Below are 15,564 nucleotides of genomic sequence, written 5' to 3'. Positions count from 1 at the left end.
TGCCCTATAGGTAGGAAGGGGAGCAAATATGCTTCCCTTCTCATCCTAGCATTTAAGGAGGACACTAACGATGAAAACAACTAACAGTGAACCGCGTTCGCACAACCCAAATATTGCTACACTTCTTTCCGTTGTGCCTGGTTTAGGGCAATTTTACAACCGCCGTTATGCAAAAGGATCGGCCTTCTTTATTCTCTTTGCAGCCTTCTTTGGCGTATTTTATAATTTTTTGAATATCGGTTTTTGGGGCTTATTCACATTAGGAACAGTACCGAGAGTAGATGATTCGAGGTTGCTTCTAGCCCAAGGGATTATGTCTTTAATCCTAATGTCATTTGCGATCTTGTTCTATGTTATTAACCATGTGGATGCACGCAAGGATGCAAAGAGAATCCAACAAGGTTGGACGGCACCAAGCTTTCGAGAAGGGTTTCGTCATGCCTATGACAAGAGTTTCCCTTATTTACTAACGGCGCCTGGATTATTACTATTAATTTTCACAGTCGTATTTCCCTTAATGTATATGGTTGGTTTGGCTTTTACAAACTACAGCTTATACAACGCTCCGCCAAGAAACCTACTAGAGTGGATTGGCTTTAAAAACTTTATTGATCTTGTAACGGTTCCAATTTGGAGAGATACATTTTTCTCAGTATTATCTTGGACACTTGTTTGGACGTTTGTAGCAACATCACTACAAATTATTTTAGCCTTATTTCTTGCCATACTCGTCAATGATCCGCGAATTAAAGGAAAGAAATTAATTCGTACTGTTCTAATATTACCTTGGGCAGTACCGGGTTTTGTGACCATCTTAATTTTTTCAGCTATGTTTAACGATAATTTCGGTGCAATTAACCGTGATATTCTTATGCCGCTGTTTGGAGGAGACGGAATTCCTTGGATGAGTGATCCTTTCTGGGCTAAAACGGCACTAATTATGATTCAAGTTTGGTTAGGCTTCCCATTTGTATTTGCTTTATTCACCGGAATTTTGACAAGTATTTCAAGTGATTGGTATGAAGCTGCTGATATGGATGGAGCGAATCGCCTTCAAAAATTCCGCTTTATTACATTGCCACATGTCTTGTTTGCTACGGCACCGTTATTGATTATGCAGTATTCATTTAACTTTAATAACTTTAATATTATTTACTTATTTAACCAAGGTGGACCTGCTGTTCGGGGACAAAATGCAGGTGGGACAGACATTTTGATCTCATGGGTGTACGGTCTTACTTTTGAAACGAATCAGTACGGTATGGCTGCTGCAATTTCAATCATTATCGGAATAATGGTTGCAACTTTTGCCTTCTTCCAGTTCCGTCGTAGTCGTTCCTTTAAAGAGGAGGGAAGCGTATAATGAACCGCAAATTAAAATCAAACTTAGAAGTAGCAGGTATATATGGAATTATTGCTATCATGTTCATTATTATTGGGTACCCATTGCTGTGGACGATTGGATTATCATTAAACCCTGGTACAAGTCTTTACGGTGCTAAGATGATTCCTGATAATATTTCATTTACGCATTATGAGTGGTTGTTTACAAATCCGAGAAGTAACTACTTAACCTGGTACAAAAACACGTTAATTGTCGCTGTATGTACGTCGGTTTTATCAACATTCACTGTAGCGTTAGTTGCTTACGCCTTCTCGCGTTACCGCTTCACAGGTAGAACATATGGTCTATATGCATTCTTAATGCTTCAAATGTTCCCCGTGTTAATGGCGATGGTTGCCTTGTACATTTTATTAAATACTGTAAACCTACTTGATACGTTAACAGGATTAATCATTATTTATGTCGGAACGTCCATTCCGATGAATGCCTTCTTAGTTAAAGGGTACTTCGATACGATTCCTAATGAGTTAGATGAATCGGCTAAGCTTGATGGTGCCGGGCACTTCCGTATTTTCTTTACGATTATGCTCCCACTAGCTAAGCCCATATTAGCAGTTGTTGCATTATTTAACTTCATGACACCATTTATGGACTTTATCTTGCCGCGAATTATTTTAAGAAGTCCAGAGAACTTCACATTGGCGTTAGGATTGTTTAACTTTGTCAATGATCAATTTGCGAATAACTTTACACGATTTGCAGCAGGTGCAATCTTAATTGCTATTCCGATTGCAACAGTGTTCTTATTATTACAACGTTACCTCGTTACAGGTTTAACATCTGGAGCAACAAAAGGATAATGATGAATGCGGTGCTTACCCACCGCATTCTCTTATTTTTAAACTACGAATCTTAGAGAATGCATTGTTCTTTACGAGTATGCTCGTTACAATAGAGAATATTAACGTAATGATGGATGACTAAAGGTGGGGATTTATGATGGCGGTTACAATTAAGGATGTTGCTAGGCTTGCAAATGTGGCTCCTTCTACTGTTTCAAGGGTTATCGCCAATAGCTCTAGAATTAGTGAACGAACGAAGGAGCGTGTGAGGGAAGCGATGGAGGAACTTGGTTATCATCCAAATTTCAATGCGCGGAGCCTTGTCAATCAACAAACCAATACATTAGGAGTCATTATTCCAAGCTCAGCAAAGATTGCCTTTCAAAATCCATTCTTTCCTGAGGTTATTCGAGGGATTACTTCTAAAGCATATCTTGAAAAATTTGGCTTGTATCTATCAACAGGTCAAACGGAAAATGAGATCTTAGATGAAGTTCGTCAAATGGTTCAAAGTAGACGTGTGGACGGGATTTTGCTATTGTACTCAAAAATTGATGATAAAGTCATTAACTATTTAATAGAAGAAGATTTTCCATTCGTATTAATTGGTCGTCCGCATGAAGCAGAGGCGATGAATGTAAGTTATGTGAACAACGATAACTTAAAAGCCGCAAAAACAGTGACTGAATATCTCGTGTTATTAGGTCATGAAGAGATTGGTTTTGTTGGTGGTAATCTCGATTATGTTGTGACAAAAGATCATAAAGAAGGCTATCAACAGGCGCTACAAAAAGCAGGAATTGAATCCAAGGATGAGTATGCGGTGTACTATGATGAAATTCAAGAAGGTGGGCAAGAGGCTGTTATTGAATTAATGTCACTAAAAAAGCCACCAACTGCTCTTGTCGTTGCTGATGATCTAATGGCTTTAGGCGTGTTGAGAATGTTAGATGAGATGGAGATATCTGTACCTGAAGAAATGTCAGTCGTTAGTTTCAACAATGTCATGCTCTCAGAACTATCCTCTCCTCCTTTGACTACGGTCGATATCCACATTTATGAACTAGGCTTTCAAGCTACGGATTGCTTAATCAAAAAAATACATGACCCGAAGCAACCGACAAAGAAAGTCATTGTCCCTCATAAATTTATTAAACGCCAAACCTGTCGTAAGCGTGTAGTACAGAAGGAAGTTAGCTCCTAAGCTGGCTTCTTTTTTTGGTTATGACGATTCTTTGAATGGGTATAGATAGGTAAGTGAAGCCATTTATTAGGGAGCTATGATATAATTAAAAACAAAAAGGAAGGAATTACAATTGTATGCCTCAAAGTAAAGCATTTCGTTTTGGTGTTTGGTTAGTGTTAATCTTTTTAGTCATCTATTTAGGTTCGCTTGTAGACTGGATCTTTAAGCCGGTTGTCGTGCTAGTACAAACATTATTTGCACCGATCGTGTTGGCAGGTGTACTGTTCTACTTACTGCGACCATTTGTAAATCTTTTAGCTCGGAAAATCCCTAGAGGACTGGCTATTTTAATTCTTTACTTAACAGTCATTGGACTAATTACCATTCTTTTCTTCGTTATTGGGCCGGAACTGCAAAGTCAGTTCACGAGTCTAACGACGAATTGGCCATCATTCATGAACGAAATTCGTGGAATGATTATTGCTGTTCAAGAGAATGAGTACATTTCCAGGTTCCAAGATAGTGAGAACTTGTCCTTGGATGAAATTACATCAACACTTGAAGAATATTTATCAGGGATTATGTCTAGTATTGGAACTAATATTGCGAGCTTCATCGGTTTTATTGCCAATGTCGTTATCGTTTTAATCATCATTCCTTTCGTCCTTTATTATATGTTAAAAGAGGGTGAGAAGGCCCCTAATCAAGTATTGCGCTTATTACCTAGAAAGCAGAAAAAAGAAGGAGAACGGATTCTTTCAGATATGGATCATGCATTAAGCTCTTACCTTCAAGGGCAAATCATTGTTAGTATTTGTGTAGGGGTTCTTGTTTATATCGGTTATTTAATCATCGGTATTGAATACCCGCTAGTGCTCGCATTGATTGCGATGTTTACAAATGTGATCCCTTTTGTAGGACCATGGATTGGAACATTTCCAGGGGTAATCGTCGGATTTCTTGATTCTCCATTTACAGCGTTGCTCGTTATTATTGTAGTGGTTGTCGTGCAACAAATTGAAAGTAACTTAATTTCCCCTCAGGTTATGGGAAAGAAGTTAGACATTCACCCGTTAACCATTATCTTACTCTTGCTTGTGGCGAGTCGGTTTGCAGGACTACTCGGATTATTATTAGCCGTACCAACGTATGCAGTTGGTAAAGTCATTGTGATGCATACGTACCGCTTGTTACGATTAAGAAATGGACCCATTGATTAACAAGTGTAAATTCTAGATGAGGTGAAAAGTATGAAAAATGAACAAGATGGAATTAGGCAAGTGGAAGTTGAAGAGCTTAAAGAGATGCTTAAACAAAAGGATTCGTCTCTTATTATTGACGTTCGTGAATTAGATGAGTATGAAGAAAGCCATATTCCTGGTGTACCGCTGATCCCTATGCATACGATTCCAGCGCATCTTGGAAAATTAGATCAAACGAAATCATATGTTTTTGTTTGTCGCAGTGGGGCAAGAAGTCAGAATGTCGCAAGGTTCTTAAAAGAAAATGGTTTCGATCACGTTCAAAATTTCGCCGGGGGAATGTTAGGCTGGGATGGTGAACGAGCGACAGGGCTTGAATGGGTAGTAGAAGAAATCGATGAATTGTATCGTTAAAAGAAGCATGGAGTCAGCTCAAGCTGACTCCATGCTTCTTTTTTGGAATAAGGAATTTTCAATCGGATACACTAAGTGTACCATCGTGAGAAGGGAGTATGAGAACATATGTGGACCATCTTAATTGTTATTTTAATTCTCTGGATTTTAGGATTTAGTTTCGAGATTGCCGGAAATTTAATCCATATTTTACTTGTCATTGCATTGGTCTTGTTTATTATACGCTTAGTTACAGGAAGAAAAGCTTGACCGAAACAATCAGCATTACTTGAAAGCTCAGCTAATTGTTGAGCTTTTTCTAATTAGGTTGAGCCTACTCACTTTCTAAAAAAAAGGCCTAAAAAGAAGAATATTGTAGGAAAAAAGACTGAAATCTAGTAAACTATTGTAAAGGAAGAATAGAAATAGGAGATATATTAATGATTAATTTCAAAAGTTTACTAAGTGTGTTCATGATTAGTTTGTTTGTATTGTTCTATTTAGCTCATTCGAATGTAGGAGCTGAGTCTAAAGTGTGGTTCTATATGGACGGGCAAGAACAACGATATGTTGGCAATCCAATGTATCTGAACGGGGAGTGGTCGGTACCGTTACGCCCCATTTTAATGGAAGCTTCGGAATTTCATCCAGAGCTCAGTGGTGGTCCTTCGTATGTTCAAAAAATCATTCGCACCTTAAACGAAGAGCGTATGAAAGAAGCAGATGACGATCTTCTCTCATCTGTTGAAAGTCGGTTACTAGAAGAAAGTAATGACGGAGAAAAAATGGAAGTAGAATTAGAACGCGAGAGAATTTTATTATTCATGGAAGATTTCACTCTAAATTATGTCAATCGTCGAGATATGATTCGATTAGCCGATATTCCGAAATTAGGATTTGATTATTACGTATACGAAGAAGAGAGAATGATTCATGTGAACTCTCCAGGACTCGGGGAGCTAGCTGGATTGTCTGTTAGCATGAGTCACAAATCAGTCACCAACCAATTCAGTCAAATTCACTGGAATACTGGGTTTGCAAAAAAAGCCGATTATTATGGTTTTTATGGGACTGATAAGGACTTCTCTTACCAAGATAAGTACGGATATGAACGAGTGGAATCTGTCTATGACTTACAGTTAGAAATGACTGAAGGTAGATTGTCACATTTGATTGTATCAACTGATCTCTACCCAACATCCAAAGGGATTCGAGTTGGGGATCGGGTAAATGATGCCATTCGTACGTACGGTAGTCAGTTCGTGAGAGAGACAATGGATGGCAAGCAAGTTATTATTTACGATGTTGAATTTGGATCGATTTGGTTTATTGCAAATAGAGATCAAATGATTGAGCGAATAGGCTATTGGGATCATCATGTAAGAGGGTTCGGAGAAGTTCAAGAAGAGGAAATAGAAGAAAGCGAGAGCACATAGTCAGAGTGACTCTTCGCTTGTTTTTTTATAAATGATCTGGCTCTTTAGAGTCAGCATGTTTACCTTGATAAGCATTCTTTTCTACTTGTCTGTTTTTTTGAGCATTAATGGCGTTGGAATCTTTTTTCTTTTTGTTTGCATCACCTGTGTGAGACATCTTTTCACCTACTTTCATATGGATACGTTTAGTATGTGCAAAAATAAGCTGTTTCATGAAAAAGGTTTATAATTTAAAGATCAGGGAACATATAAAATATCAATTCAGAATGGTGGGTGATTTCAAATGGGTATTAAAGGAACGATTTTTACTACGGTAGTAGCTGGAGTTGCGAGTGCAGCAACAGTCATTTTAAGTGACAATGAGAGAAGAGAACGTACAAAACGAAAAGTGAAAGAAATGTATTCCAATATGACAAAGAATAAAGCTAGCCAGACGAACCAAGATCCTTCTCTTGAAATTGGTCATCCTGATCCTTATGACGTCGAAGATAACAAAATGGTAGGCGAAGGAGCCTTATATAGCGTGCAACATTACAATAAAAAGCAATAATGTTGAACAGTGAAAGTCACCTTTTGAGGTGGCTTTTTATTTGAGTGTGTAAAGAGGATGCTGTTGTCGATCTAATTGTTTGTTGAATAATTTGTACTATTTCTAGAAAGATGAATTGCAAGGAGTAAAATGCTATAATGATTAAACTAAACCACAGAAGGAGTTGGATTGATGTGATCACAGTAAAAAATGAAACCTATAGTTCCATTCCTGTGTTACATGTAGTGAGAGCTGATCAGAATCATAACAATAAACTTCCCACGATCTTTTTCCTTCACGGGTTTACAAGTGCAAAAGAGCATAATTTGCCGATTGCTTATATGCTTGCAGACAAAGGATTTAGAGTGATCATGCCGGATGCTCTTCATCATGGAGAGCGTGAAGTTGAAGTGTCGGGTAATGAACGCAATCTGTTATTTTGGACAATTGTACAACAATCGATAAAAGAACTAAATGAGATAAAAGAAGAATTGTTCGCACGTTCTGTGATTGATTTAAGCTCTATTGGAGTAAGTGGGACATCGATGGGAGCCATTACAACTTATGGTGCGCTGACGCAATATGAGTGGATTGATTCGGCTGCGGCCTTTATGGGTACGGCTTATCATGAAATGTTTGCCAAGGAGCAGCTATCCATGCTCGAACGACAAGGACACCCTATTGCCAAAGAGACGAAAGAAGAGTTGCTAGCAGACATTTCTCAATTTGACTTCTCTACTCAGTTAGAGATCCTTAGTAACCGCCCACTCTTTATTTGGCACGGGGAACAAGACCAAGTCGTTCCGTTCCATTACTCAGAGTCTCTTTTTAACCAATTACAAACGAATGATCAACAGGAAAAGCAACGAATCACATTCATCAGAGAAGAACAAGCAGGTCACAAAGTGTCTAGAAGTGCGATGTTAGCAGCTGTCGAGTGGTATTGTGATCAACTCCACACGGAAAATAGAAAGGCTCCTGTAAGGTGATACCATGATTAATGAACTAAAAAAACTTGCTGTCATTATTTTTTCCGCTTTTTTGTTATCTGTTTCATTAAATTTTTTCTTAATTCCAGCTAATGTGTTTGCTAGTGGATTCACGGGTATTTCACAATTACTTGCAACGACTCTGCCACTATCTACTGGAATTATTTTATTCTTACTGAATGTTCCTGTAGCCATTATTGGTTGGTTGAAAATAGGAAAGAGCTTTACAGTATATAGTTTTTTAAATGTAGTATTTACAACGTTCTTCCTTGAAATGGTCCCTGTTATTAATTATTCATCCGATATTTTATTAAATGCTGTTTTTGGTGGCGTGATCGCTGCCATCGGAGCTGGAATTACTTTAAAAGTCGGGGCTTCTACAGGGGGAATTGACGTCATCGTCTTGATCATATCGAGATTAAGTGATCGTCCAGTCGGCATTTATTTCTTTCTTATCAATGGAATTATTGTTCTTGCTTCAGGACTTATGTTTGACCCAGAAAAAGCTTTGTATACATTAGTTACGCTTTATGCGACATCGCGCGTCATTGATGCAATTCACACAAGACATGTCAAATTAACAGCTATGATTGTTACGAAAAAGCCTGAACAATTACGACAAGCGATTCATGAACGAATTACACGCGGGATTACAAGACTTCCTGCCAAAGGTGGTTACTTAGCCGATGAAAAAGAAGTATTGATGACGGTTATTACAAGATATGAGTTGTATGAACTGAAACATATCATCGATTCAGTGGACCCTGAAGCATTTACGAACATTGTAGAGACAGCGGGTATTTACGGGCTATTTAGAAAAGAATAAAAGGAGCAATGTATATGAAAAATAGATGGCTTTTATTTCTTAGTGTCGTTTGTTTCATGACGATCATGGGGGCTTGCGGGCAAGCTGTAACAAACAACGATGAACTAGTTGAAGGAGAAGAGGCGATGGATACGAACGACGATTGGAACGTTCAAGCGGATGCGACACAATTAGAAGATGGAGAAGTTCTTGTTGACATTGATGTGGTTAATCAAATGGAAGAGGGAGCGTCTCTTGATTTTACATCTGGACAGATTTATGAAATCGTCTTTGTTAACGAAGATGGAGAAGAGCAATATCGTTTTTCTCATGACATGATGTTTACGATGGCTTTGACTCAAGTAGATTTTGAAGCAGGAGAAACTAAAACGTATCAAGAAACAATTCGTGCAAAAGGTTGGGGTCAAGGCCTCTATACAGTTAATATTGAAGTTGTGGCTGCGGCAGTAAATGGAGAAGAGTTAACAAACAAAGAATTCTTTAAGGCTGAAACGACTGTTGAGATAAACTAAAAAAGGATTAAGCGATAATTCGCTTAATCCTTTTCTTTTTGATTGCGGTGGTTGATCGAACCAACCTATGTTTCCCACTTTGTTCTTGCGCTCTCTTGAATCGCTTGTTTTACCTTCAGCCAAATGGCAGATTGTTGATCAGTATCATCTTGCGTTATTTTAACTTGATGATGTGATAAAATTTGAGGTGTTTTTTCTTTTCCACTCCAATAGCCAGTAAATGGTTCTTCAAATTCAGTCCTCATATAATACAACTAACCCCTTTGTGCGCTTGATGTGAGATGGATCAAATCATAGATCTCATCATTTGATAACTCTGTGACTTTTTGATCACCTGCTGTTAGCACTTGATCAGCAAGCGCTTGTTTTTGAGTTAGCATGATATCGATACGGCTTTCAAGTGTTCCTGTTGTCATCATCTTATGAACGGTTACATTTTTTGTTTGACCAATTCTAAAAGCACGATCTGTTGCTTGGTTCTCAACCGCAGGGTTCCACCAACGATCATAATGAATGACGTGATTAGCTGCAGTTAAATTTAAGCCTACCCCTCCTGCTTTTAAGGATAGAACAAAGGCAGTCACCTCAGGATCACTTTGGAATCGTTCAATCGCTTCTTGCCTTTTCGGTCTCGTTAAACTCCCATGTAGAAAGGGAACATCTTTTTGATACCGGCGTTTTAACTCTTCTGCAATCAAGCGACCCATTTCTTTATATTGGGAAAAGATCAATACTTTTTCTTTCTTTTTATGAATCTCTTCAATTAAATCAAAAAGATCATCCCATTTATTTGAATCATGCTGGGAGACATCATCGGTTTTTAAAAATTGAGCAGGGTGATTACATACTTGTTTTAATTTTGTTAAACTTTTTAAAATTAAAGCTCGTCGTTCAAGCTGTGAGACGGTCGATAGTTTCGATAAGATATCATCGACGACCGCTTGGTAAAGAGCGGCTTGTTCGACAGAAAGAGTGACCTTGTGGATTTGTTCTTGCTTCTCAGGTAGACCTAACTCAAGAACTTCATCAGATTTTTTTCGTCTGAGAATGAAAGGATGAATCAGTTTTTGCAATGTATTGACTTGTTCTTGGTCACGATCTCGTTCAATTGGTTTAATAAACGCTTCTTGGAAATGTTGGAACGATCCAAGGAAAGCAGGATTCAACACATCAATCAATGACCATAGTTCTTTTAAACGGTTTTCAATAGGGGTTCCTGTTAATGCGAGTCTGTGTGTCGCCCTCAATTGTTTAATGGCTCTTCGTTGCTTTGTATCCACATTCTTAATATGTTGGGCCTCATCTAAAATTAGTCCATTCCAGCTGACCTCACTAAACGGCTCAACATCTCTCACGGCAAGCTGATAGGATGTAATGACCAAATCCCAATTCATTAATTCAGCCTCACTAAACTCATTCAATCTCGACTGTCCATGATGTATAAACACTCGAAGGTCAGGGGCGAATTTTCGACACTCATTCTCCCAATTGTAAATAAGTGACGTTGGACAGATTAATAAAAACGGCTTATGATGCGCTGAGTCTTGATGAAAAAATGTATGGAGCATGTAAACAATTGTTTGAATTGATTTTCCAAGTCCCATATCATCAGCTAAGCAACCACCAAAACCAGCTTTTCGTAATTGAGAAATCCACGAAGCTCCTTGATGTTGATAAGGCCTTAACTCTCCTTCAAATGTTGAAGGGATCGTAATCGGGGGGGGAGACTCTGTGTATAAAGCTTTTAAAGATTCCTCTAATGCCTCATTCCATGATATTTCCCACTCGATATTTAAATCCTCTGTTAAGTTCGGATCGATGTCCTGTTCTAATTTTAACGCTTCGAAATAACTAGCACTTCCTAAAGTTGATTTTAGGTAAGTTTGGAGCTTTGATGCAAGAGCAGGATCCCAACTGACCCACTCGCCATTTGCGTAAATAAATGGTTTGCTTCCTTTTACATACTGCTCGAATTCTTCTGCGCTAATTGTTTGGTCTCCTATCGCCACATTGTACGTAAAGGAAGCAAGACTCTGCCAGTCAAGTAGAGGTTCGCTCCACCCACTCTCATTACCACCATCCATCTTTAGTTCCACTTTCAATTTTCTTTTCTCATTCATCCATTTTGGGACGATGAGATGGAAGCCAATCGACTTCACAAGTTGATGATGTGATGTGAATAGCTCATAGGCAGCCTCTGAATCAACGCCAATAATAGGATTAGATACCGATAAACTTTTTAGTTCAGGTAATTGTTGCTTTAACTCTTGTAAATCTTTTTTTAATTGGCTGATGGGATTGCTGCGCCATGGGTGTTCCCCACGCTCTAATTCAGTCATTTCAATCATTTGACTTGGGTGTTGACGGTCAACTACACAAATTGATAAATTCCATTCTCCATCCCTTCGATCAGGCTCATGAAGAGCTAAGGCAGACTTAAATGGCTCTACTTTAACTGTACCAAGACGTTGTTTGAATGCCTGCTCAGATAAAGACACATCAATTTGTTCAGAATGAGCTAGTGCGAGAATGGATGGCTTTAACTCATCATCTACTGAGTTGGTCCATTCTTGATAAATCACTTGCATTGATTCCTCATCAAGAAGAGAACGAATCGATGCATCGCTCATTTGATTGATCACCTGTTTAAATAAATCCGACACATTTTCCTTATTTGAATGAGCTTGGATATAGGCGCTTGCTCTTCGAAGTGAGAAGCTTACAGTTGGCAACGCATCAAGCCATTCTCGATGCCGGAATGAAGAAAGTTGCCACTGGCCTGATGGTGAAGGTTGAAAATTTCCAGCGATAATCTGTGAACGAGTTTCTTTCAACACAGTGATCCAATAACGTAAATCTTCCGAAATCATAAGATCTTCTTCACGTTCCCAAATGTCAAATTGGAGTGATAGACTGATTAATTCATCGACAGATAAGAGAACTCCTTCAATTGGGAAGGAGTAGGTAGACATATCTTGTTGCGCTTGGTACACAGTCATTTCCCCAGCAGGAGAGATGAATTTTCTCTCCGTTAATGGAACATCAATCACGGCTTTCTCTGTTTCAACAAATGTCCCATAAAAGCTAGCGGGATCATGACGATAAAGCGCTAACTTTAATTCAAATGCCGGGACTAGAAACGGATATTGGAAGCTAGCAAGTTGATCAAATTTTTTACGATGAAGCTTTTCACCCCAAAGAAAGAAGTGCTCTCCAAGCCACCCTCCATGGATCAAGATGTCTTTATTCAATCGTTTTCAACTCCTCAACAAACGCTCGATACGTTCGATATTGTTTTTTCATTCGAGCTAAGTAGTGAAAAAAGAGTGTTCGTTCATCTGTTTTTAGATAAAGTTCTTGTAACGTTCGGATGGACCCGACGGCTGCCTCGTAATGAACCCTAGATTTCTTTTCAACAAGACGAATTACAAACTGATGATGAATGGGTTTGGCAAGTGACGGTTTATGCTGTTCAATTCGTTTCAAAAGGTCTTTTTTCTCTTGATGTAGTCTGAGTGGGTCGTGTTCATGTATAAGAAAAAATGCAGATGCTTCTTCATATTTTTCGTATTCTTTTAACATACGAATATAGGTTATAACTGTTTCTGTTTGATGTAGAGACTGTTTTAGTTCATGTAGTAATTGATCTACTAATGCGTCTCTTTCATCAGCTGGCACGTGAGTTAATAATGATAGAAAACGTTGAAAACTAGGTTGTAAAAGCCACCTTTTCCATACGCCAGTTAACACGTTGGCTGATTGATGTAAGGAGGCGTGCATTTCGTCTGCTATTTGTTGCAGAGAACCATACCCACGCTCTGACCTGTTTGGAAACAGTTGCGCGAACCATTCTTGAATGGTTTGCCAGCGCTCCCGTTTTTTTAAACATTGAAAATGAACGGTCACTTCTTGTTGACCTATGGGTACAATTCTCATTAAGTAGGACAATGCTTTTCGCTCCTTGCCAACTTTCAGGAGAAGATAGCTTTTGGCAATTGATACTTTTCTTGCATAGCCTGTATCACTCAACGATTCCTCTAAGAATTGATCCATAACCTCAAGTTGCCTTACGGGTACGTGGTCAGCAATTTTTAAGACGAGGTAAGGCCAGGGAGAGCGCTCTTCATACGCATCATAAACAAAGTAAAAAAGAATACGTCTTAAAAGTTTCTGATACTCGTTTGATTGATTGTCCATTTTCTTTATAAGTGCTGCTACCTCTTCTAATAATGAATGAAAGTATTGGCTAAAGCGTCTTTCATATGCATCGTATGTGTTAGCTCGAACAGCAAGGGCAAGAACCCCTTTCACTTGAACGAGGATTTGCTTCATTCGCTCGAGTTCATCACTTGGAAGGACCTTCTTGGTCGCTAATACAATCTGTTCTATTTGACTTTTAGTATAGTAACGCGAAGTGACGAGCTGTTTATAAGTATCAATGACATGTTGTTCCATTTGCTTTTCTAGTCGGATTTCTTCTTGTTTGGGAAGGCGGTTCACCCACGTTCACCCCGTTTCATTCTTATGAGCATTCTTTTATTGTATCGTTTTCAAGGGGAGAATGAAAGGGGAGTGGGGTGTCATTGTGAGGAATTACATTAAAAGTGTTAAAACCATGATAATGCTAATGCTGCTAAGTACGACCACAATTAGGTTTGCTCCTAAATAAGCTACGAGAATAGCAGTGATTGCACCAATGAGACTAAACCAAATATTTTCATGTGCCGTTAATATTCCTGGGAAAATTAACGCCCCAAGAGCAGCATAGGGGACATTACGAAGAATGGCCTGTAGCCAAGTAGGAATATTGAGTGTATCCATAAACGTAAGAGGGAGCATTCTCGGTATATAGGTGACAATGGCCATACCAGCAATGATTAAGGCCATAGTAAGTGACATAGATCTAACCTCCTTTTTTTGGTATGTATTCAATAGCTATAGAAGCCATTAACGTCGCAAGGACAATGGACCATCCACTTGGCATAACAAGCGAGAATACACCGTTTAACATGGCGGCAGTTGCTGCTAAGTAAAAGATTTTCCGCTCTTTTTTGACAGACGGAATAAGTAATGCGATAAACATTGCATACAACGCAATCGCCATACTTGCTTGAAGAGAAGCAGGTAATAGAGAGCCGACGAGGTATCCAGCACCTGTGTTAATCACCCAACTAGTATATGCCATCAACGCTACACCGAAAATAAATCCGGTTCGAACGGTGCCTTCTTGGGTGGAGGAGACAGCAAATACTTCATCTGTTAAGCCAAAAGAGTAAATGGCTTTAATGAAAGGAGGGGCTTCTTCGACGCGTTCGTTTACAGACGCGCTCATAAGTAGGTGACGAATGTTCACAATAAAGGTAGTAAAGATAATTTCAAAGGCGCCAGTTCCAATGGCAAGCAAATTTAAAGCCATATATTGAGCCGCGCCAGCAAAAACAAACATACTCATCGCCATCGCTTCAAAAAAGCTAAGTCCTGTTCCTTTTGCTAGCAAGCCAAAGGTTAATGCAGCGGGGAGATAGCCTATAGCGATACTTGTACCTGCCATAAGGCCACGAGAAAATTCAGATTTTTGATGAGTGAGTATAGTTGTCGCCATTTTTTTGCCCCTTCGTTTTAATGGTCATGATACACTTACATAAAAAGTATATCTCGGAACACATAATATATTATATTATTGTATGTTAAAACATACAGTACAACAAGGAGTTTTTTTATGGAGAAAGAACAAATATCAAAGTTAATCGGAGGGCGTTTGAAATCAATCCGTACAAAGCATGGGTATAGTCTTGATCAGTTATCAAAGCAAACAGGTGTCAGTAAGCCGATGTTAGGTCAGATCGAACGAGGAGAGTCGAATCCAACAGTAGGAACCTTATGGAAGATTGCTAAGGGATTGAATGTTTCTTTTACCTCGTTTTTAGAAGAGGAACAAGCAGGCGTCACCGTTGTAAAACGACAAGAAATAGAGCCTTTAACAGGTCATGACGAAAGTTTTCGCGTATATCCGTTGTTTCCTAAGCCGCTCGACAAACCGTTTGAAATTTTCTCTTTTTCTCTAGAGCCAGGCACATCTAATCAATCAGAAGGTCATCAAGTAGGTGTGGAGGAATATTTAATTGTCGAAGATGGAGTGCTAGAATTATTTGTAGGAGAAAAAAGGTATGAGTTAAACAAAGGACAAGCCATTCATTTCCAAGCAGATGAAGTTCACCATTATAAAAATCTCAGCAATGAACAAAAATGCCTTGTCACGATGTTTATTTATTATCAAACAAAGTAAAAAGAAAGGAACGTGTGG

General features: G+C 38.8%; 18 protein-coding genes. 12 read left to right on the top strand and 6 right to left on the bottom strand.

The features are described 5' to 3' along the window. Window positions 1–70 precede the first annotated feature (70 nt). The 7 genes from CDZ88_RS10890 (at window position 71) to CDZ88_RS10865 (ending at window position 6,404) form a co-directional block, all read left to right on the top strand. Window positions 71–1,363, top strand: coding sequence for a carbohydrate ABC transporter permease (locus CDZ88_RS10890; RefSeq protein WP_100373562.1), 1,293 nt, complete (start codon window positions 71–73; stop codon window positions 1,361–1,363). Further along, window positions 1,363–2,205 (top strand): sugar ABC transporter permease, encoded by an 843-nt coding sequence (locus CDZ88_RS10885; RefSeq protein WP_100373561.1) that lies wholly within the window; start codon window positions 1,363–1,365, stop codon window positions 2,203–2,205. The genes CDZ88_RS10890 and CDZ88_RS10885 overlap by 1 nt, the downstream gene beginning before the upstream one ends. Before the next feature lie 139 nt (window positions 2,206–2,344). Further along, window positions 2,345–3,391 carry a LacI family DNA-binding transcriptional regulator gene (locus CDZ88_RS10880; protein ID WP_100374672.1) on the top strand — a complete coding sequence of 349 codons (1,047 nt, stop codon included), beginning with the start codon at window positions 2,345–2,347 and terminating at the stop codon, window positions 3,389–3,391. Between the two features lie 116 nt (window positions 3,392–3,507). Beyond that, window positions 3,508–4,593, top strand: coding sequence for an AI-2E family transporter (locus CDZ88_RS10875; RefSeq protein ID WP_100373560.1), 1,086 nt, complete (start codon window positions 3,508–3,510; stop codon window positions 4,591–4,593). 30 nt (window positions 4,594–4,623) lie between these two features. Next, window positions 4,624–4,989, top strand: a complete 366-nt coding sequence (locus tag CDZ88_RS10870) for a rhodanese-like domain-containing protein (protein ID WP_100373559.1) — start codon at window positions 4,624–4,626, stop codon at window positions 4,987–4,989. Window positions 4,990–5,097: 108 nt separating this feature from the next. Then, window positions 5,098–5,238: a lmo0937 family membrane protein gene (locus CDZ88_RS17455; protein WP_157796538.1), complete on the top strand. Its 141-nt coding sequence runs from the start codon at window positions 5,098–5,100 to the stop codon at window positions 5,236–5,238. Window positions 5,239–5,408: 170 nt separating this feature from the next. Next, on the top strand, window positions 5,409–6,404 hold the full coding sequence (locus CDZ88_RS10865) for a hypothetical protein (protein ID WP_100373558.1): 996 nt from the start codon (window positions 5,409–5,411) through the stop codon (window positions 6,402–6,404). Between the two features lie 25 nt (window positions 6,405–6,429). Here the strand turns inward: CDZ88_RS10865 and CDZ88_RS17450 are convergent, their stop codons facing one another. Beyond that, a complete protein-coding gene (locus CDZ88_RS17450) occupies window positions 6,430–6,561 on the bottom strand; it encodes a DUF3941 domain-containing protein (RefSeq protein ID WP_157796537.1) in 132 nt (43 codons plus the stop codon). 126 nt (window positions 6,562–6,687) lie between these two features. Between CDZ88_RS17450 and CDZ88_RS10860 the strand changes: the two genes are divergently transcribed. From CDZ88_RS10860 to CDZ88_RS10845, 4 genes are all read left to right on the top strand, one after another. After that, a complete protein-coding gene (locus CDZ88_RS10860; RefSeq protein ID WP_100373557.1) occupies window positions 6,688–6,954 on the top strand; it encodes a hypothetical protein in 267 nt (88 codons plus the stop codon). A 137-nt stretch (window positions 6,955–7,091) separates the two neighbouring features. Further along, window positions 7,092–7,922, top strand: coding sequence for an esterase (yjfP, locus tag CDZ88_RS10855; protein ID WP_232718624.1), 831 nt, complete (start codon window positions 7,092–7,094; stop codon window positions 7,920–7,922). Window positions 7,923–7,926: 4 nt separating this feature from the next. Then, window positions 7,927–8,748, top strand: coding sequence for a YitT family protein (locus CDZ88_RS10850; protein ID WP_100373556.1), 822 nt, complete (start codon window positions 7,927–7,929; stop codon window positions 8,746–8,748). 14 nt (window positions 8,749–8,762) lie between these two features. Beyond that, entirely contained in the window at window positions 8,763–9,260 is a 498-nt protein-coding gene (locus tag CDZ88_RS10845; RefSeq protein ID WP_157796536.1) for a BsuPI-related putative proteinase inhibitor, read from the top strand. A gap of 65 nt (window positions 9,261–9,325) precedes the next feature. Here CDZ88_RS10845 and CDZ88_RS10840 read toward each other — a convergent pair whose 3' ends face one another. The 5 genes from CDZ88_RS10840 to CDZ88_RS10820 form a co-directional block, all read right to left on the bottom strand. Further along, complete coding sequence (locus tag CDZ88_RS10840) at window positions 9,326–9,505, bottom strand: hypothetical protein (protein ID WP_100373554.1); 180 nt, start codon at window positions 9,503–9,505, stop codon at window positions 9,326–9,328. A 9-nt stretch (window positions 9,506–9,514) separates the two neighbouring features. Beyond that, entirely contained in the window at window positions 9,515–12,511 is a 2,997-nt protein-coding gene (locus CDZ88_RS10835; protein ID WP_100373553.1) for a DEAD/DEAH box helicase, read from the bottom strand. Then, window positions 12,504–13,760, bottom strand: a complete 1,257-nt coding sequence (locus tag CDZ88_RS10830) for a hypothetical protein (RefSeq protein WP_100373552.1) — start codon at window positions 13,758–13,760, stop codon at window positions 12,504–12,506. The genes CDZ88_RS10835 and CDZ88_RS10830 overlap by 8 nt, the downstream gene beginning before the upstream one ends. A gap of 93 nt (window positions 13,761–13,853) precedes the next feature. Further along, window positions 13,854–14,159 (bottom strand): AzlD domain-containing protein, encoded by a 306-nt coding sequence (locus CDZ88_RS10825; RefSeq protein WP_100373551.1) that lies wholly within the window; start codon window positions 14,157–14,159, stop codon window positions 13,854–13,856. Window positions 14,160–14,163: 4 nt separating this feature from the next. Beyond that, window positions 14,164–14,862, bottom strand: a complete 699-nt coding sequence (locus tag CDZ88_RS10820) for an AzlC family ABC transporter permease (RefSeq protein WP_100373550.1) — start codon at window positions 14,860–14,862, stop codon at window positions 14,164–14,166. A gap of 117 nt (window positions 14,863–14,979) precedes the next feature. On the opposite strand from CDZ88_RS10820, the gene CDZ88_RS10815 reads away from it, so the two are divergent. Further along, on the top strand, window positions 14,980–15,546 hold the full coding sequence (locus CDZ88_RS10815) for a helix-turn-helix domain-containing protein (protein WP_100373549.1): 567 nt from the start codon (window positions 14,980–14,982) through the stop codon (window positions 15,544–15,546). Window positions 15,547–15,564: the final 18 nt, after the last annotated feature.

Origin of the sequence: Bacillus sp. FJAT-45037 (assembly GCF_002797325.1) — a bacterium.
Taxonomy (GTDB): Bacteria; Bacillota; Bacilli; order Bacillales; family Bacillaceae_D; genus Alkalihalophilus.
Note: the sequence above shows the minus strand (reverse complement) of the source record. Positions and strands in the feature narration are given on the sequence as shown.

Coding starts and splice junctions, on each gene's coding strand:
- CDZ88_RS10890 (WP_100373562.1), top strand. CDS start 71: ATGAAAACAACTAACAGTGAACCGCGTTCGCACAACCCAAATATTGCT.
- CDZ88_RS10885 (WP_100373561.1), top strand. CDS start 1,363: ATGAACCGCAAATTAAAATCAAACTTAGAAGTAGCAGGTATATATGGA.
- CDZ88_RS10880 (WP_100374672.1), top strand. CDS start 2,345: ATGGCGGTTACAATTAAGGATGTTGCTAGGCTTGCAAATGTGGCTCCT.
- CDZ88_RS10875 (WP_100373560.1), top strand. CDS start 3,508: ATGCCTCAAAGTAAAGCATTTCGTTTTGGTGTTTGGTTAGTGTTAATC.
- CDZ88_RS10870 (WP_100373559.1), top strand. CDS start 4,624: ATGAAAAATGAACAAGATGGAATTAGGCAAGTGGAAGTTGAAGAGCTT.
- CDZ88_RS17455 (WP_157796538.1), top strand. CDS start 5,098: ATGTGGACCATCTTAATTGTTATTTTAATTCTCTGGATTTTAGGATTT.
- CDZ88_RS10865 (WP_100373558.1), top strand. CDS start 5,409: ATGATTAATTTCAAAAGTTTACTAAGTGTGTTCATGATTAGTTTGTTT.
- CDZ88_RS17450 (WP_157796537.1), bottom strand. CDS start 6,561: ATGTCTCACACAGGTGATGCAAACAAAAAGAAAAAAGATTCCAACGCC.
- CDZ88_RS10860 (WP_100373557.1), top strand. CDS start 6,688: ATGGGTATTAAAGGAACGATTTTTACTACGGTAGTAGCTGGAGTTGCG.
- yjfP (WP_232718624.1), top strand. CDS start 7,092: ATGATTAAACTAAACCACAGAAGGAGTTGGATTGATGTGATCACAGTA.
- CDZ88_RS10850 (WP_100373556.1), top strand. CDS start 7,927: ATGATTAATGAACTAAAAAAACTTGCTGTCATTATTTTTTCCGCTTTT.
- CDZ88_RS10845 (WP_157796536.1), top strand. CDS start 8,763: ATGAAAAATAGATGGCTTTTATTTCTTAGTGTCGTTTGTTTCATGACG.
- CDZ88_RS10840 (WP_100373554.1), bottom strand. CDS start 9,505: ATGAGGACTGAATTTGAAGAACCATTTACTGGCTATTGGAGTGGAAAA.
- CDZ88_RS10825 (WP_100373551.1), bottom strand. CDS start 14,159: ATGTCACTTACTATGGCCTTAATCATTGCTGGTATGGCCATTGTCACC.
- CDZ88_RS10820 (WP_100373550.1), bottom strand. CDS start 14,862: ATGGCGACAACTATACTCACTCATCAAAAATCTGAATTTTCTCGTGGC.
- CDZ88_RS10815 (WP_100373549.1), top strand. CDS start 14,980: ATGGAGAAAGAACAAATATCAAAGTTAATCGGAGGGCGTTTGAAATCA.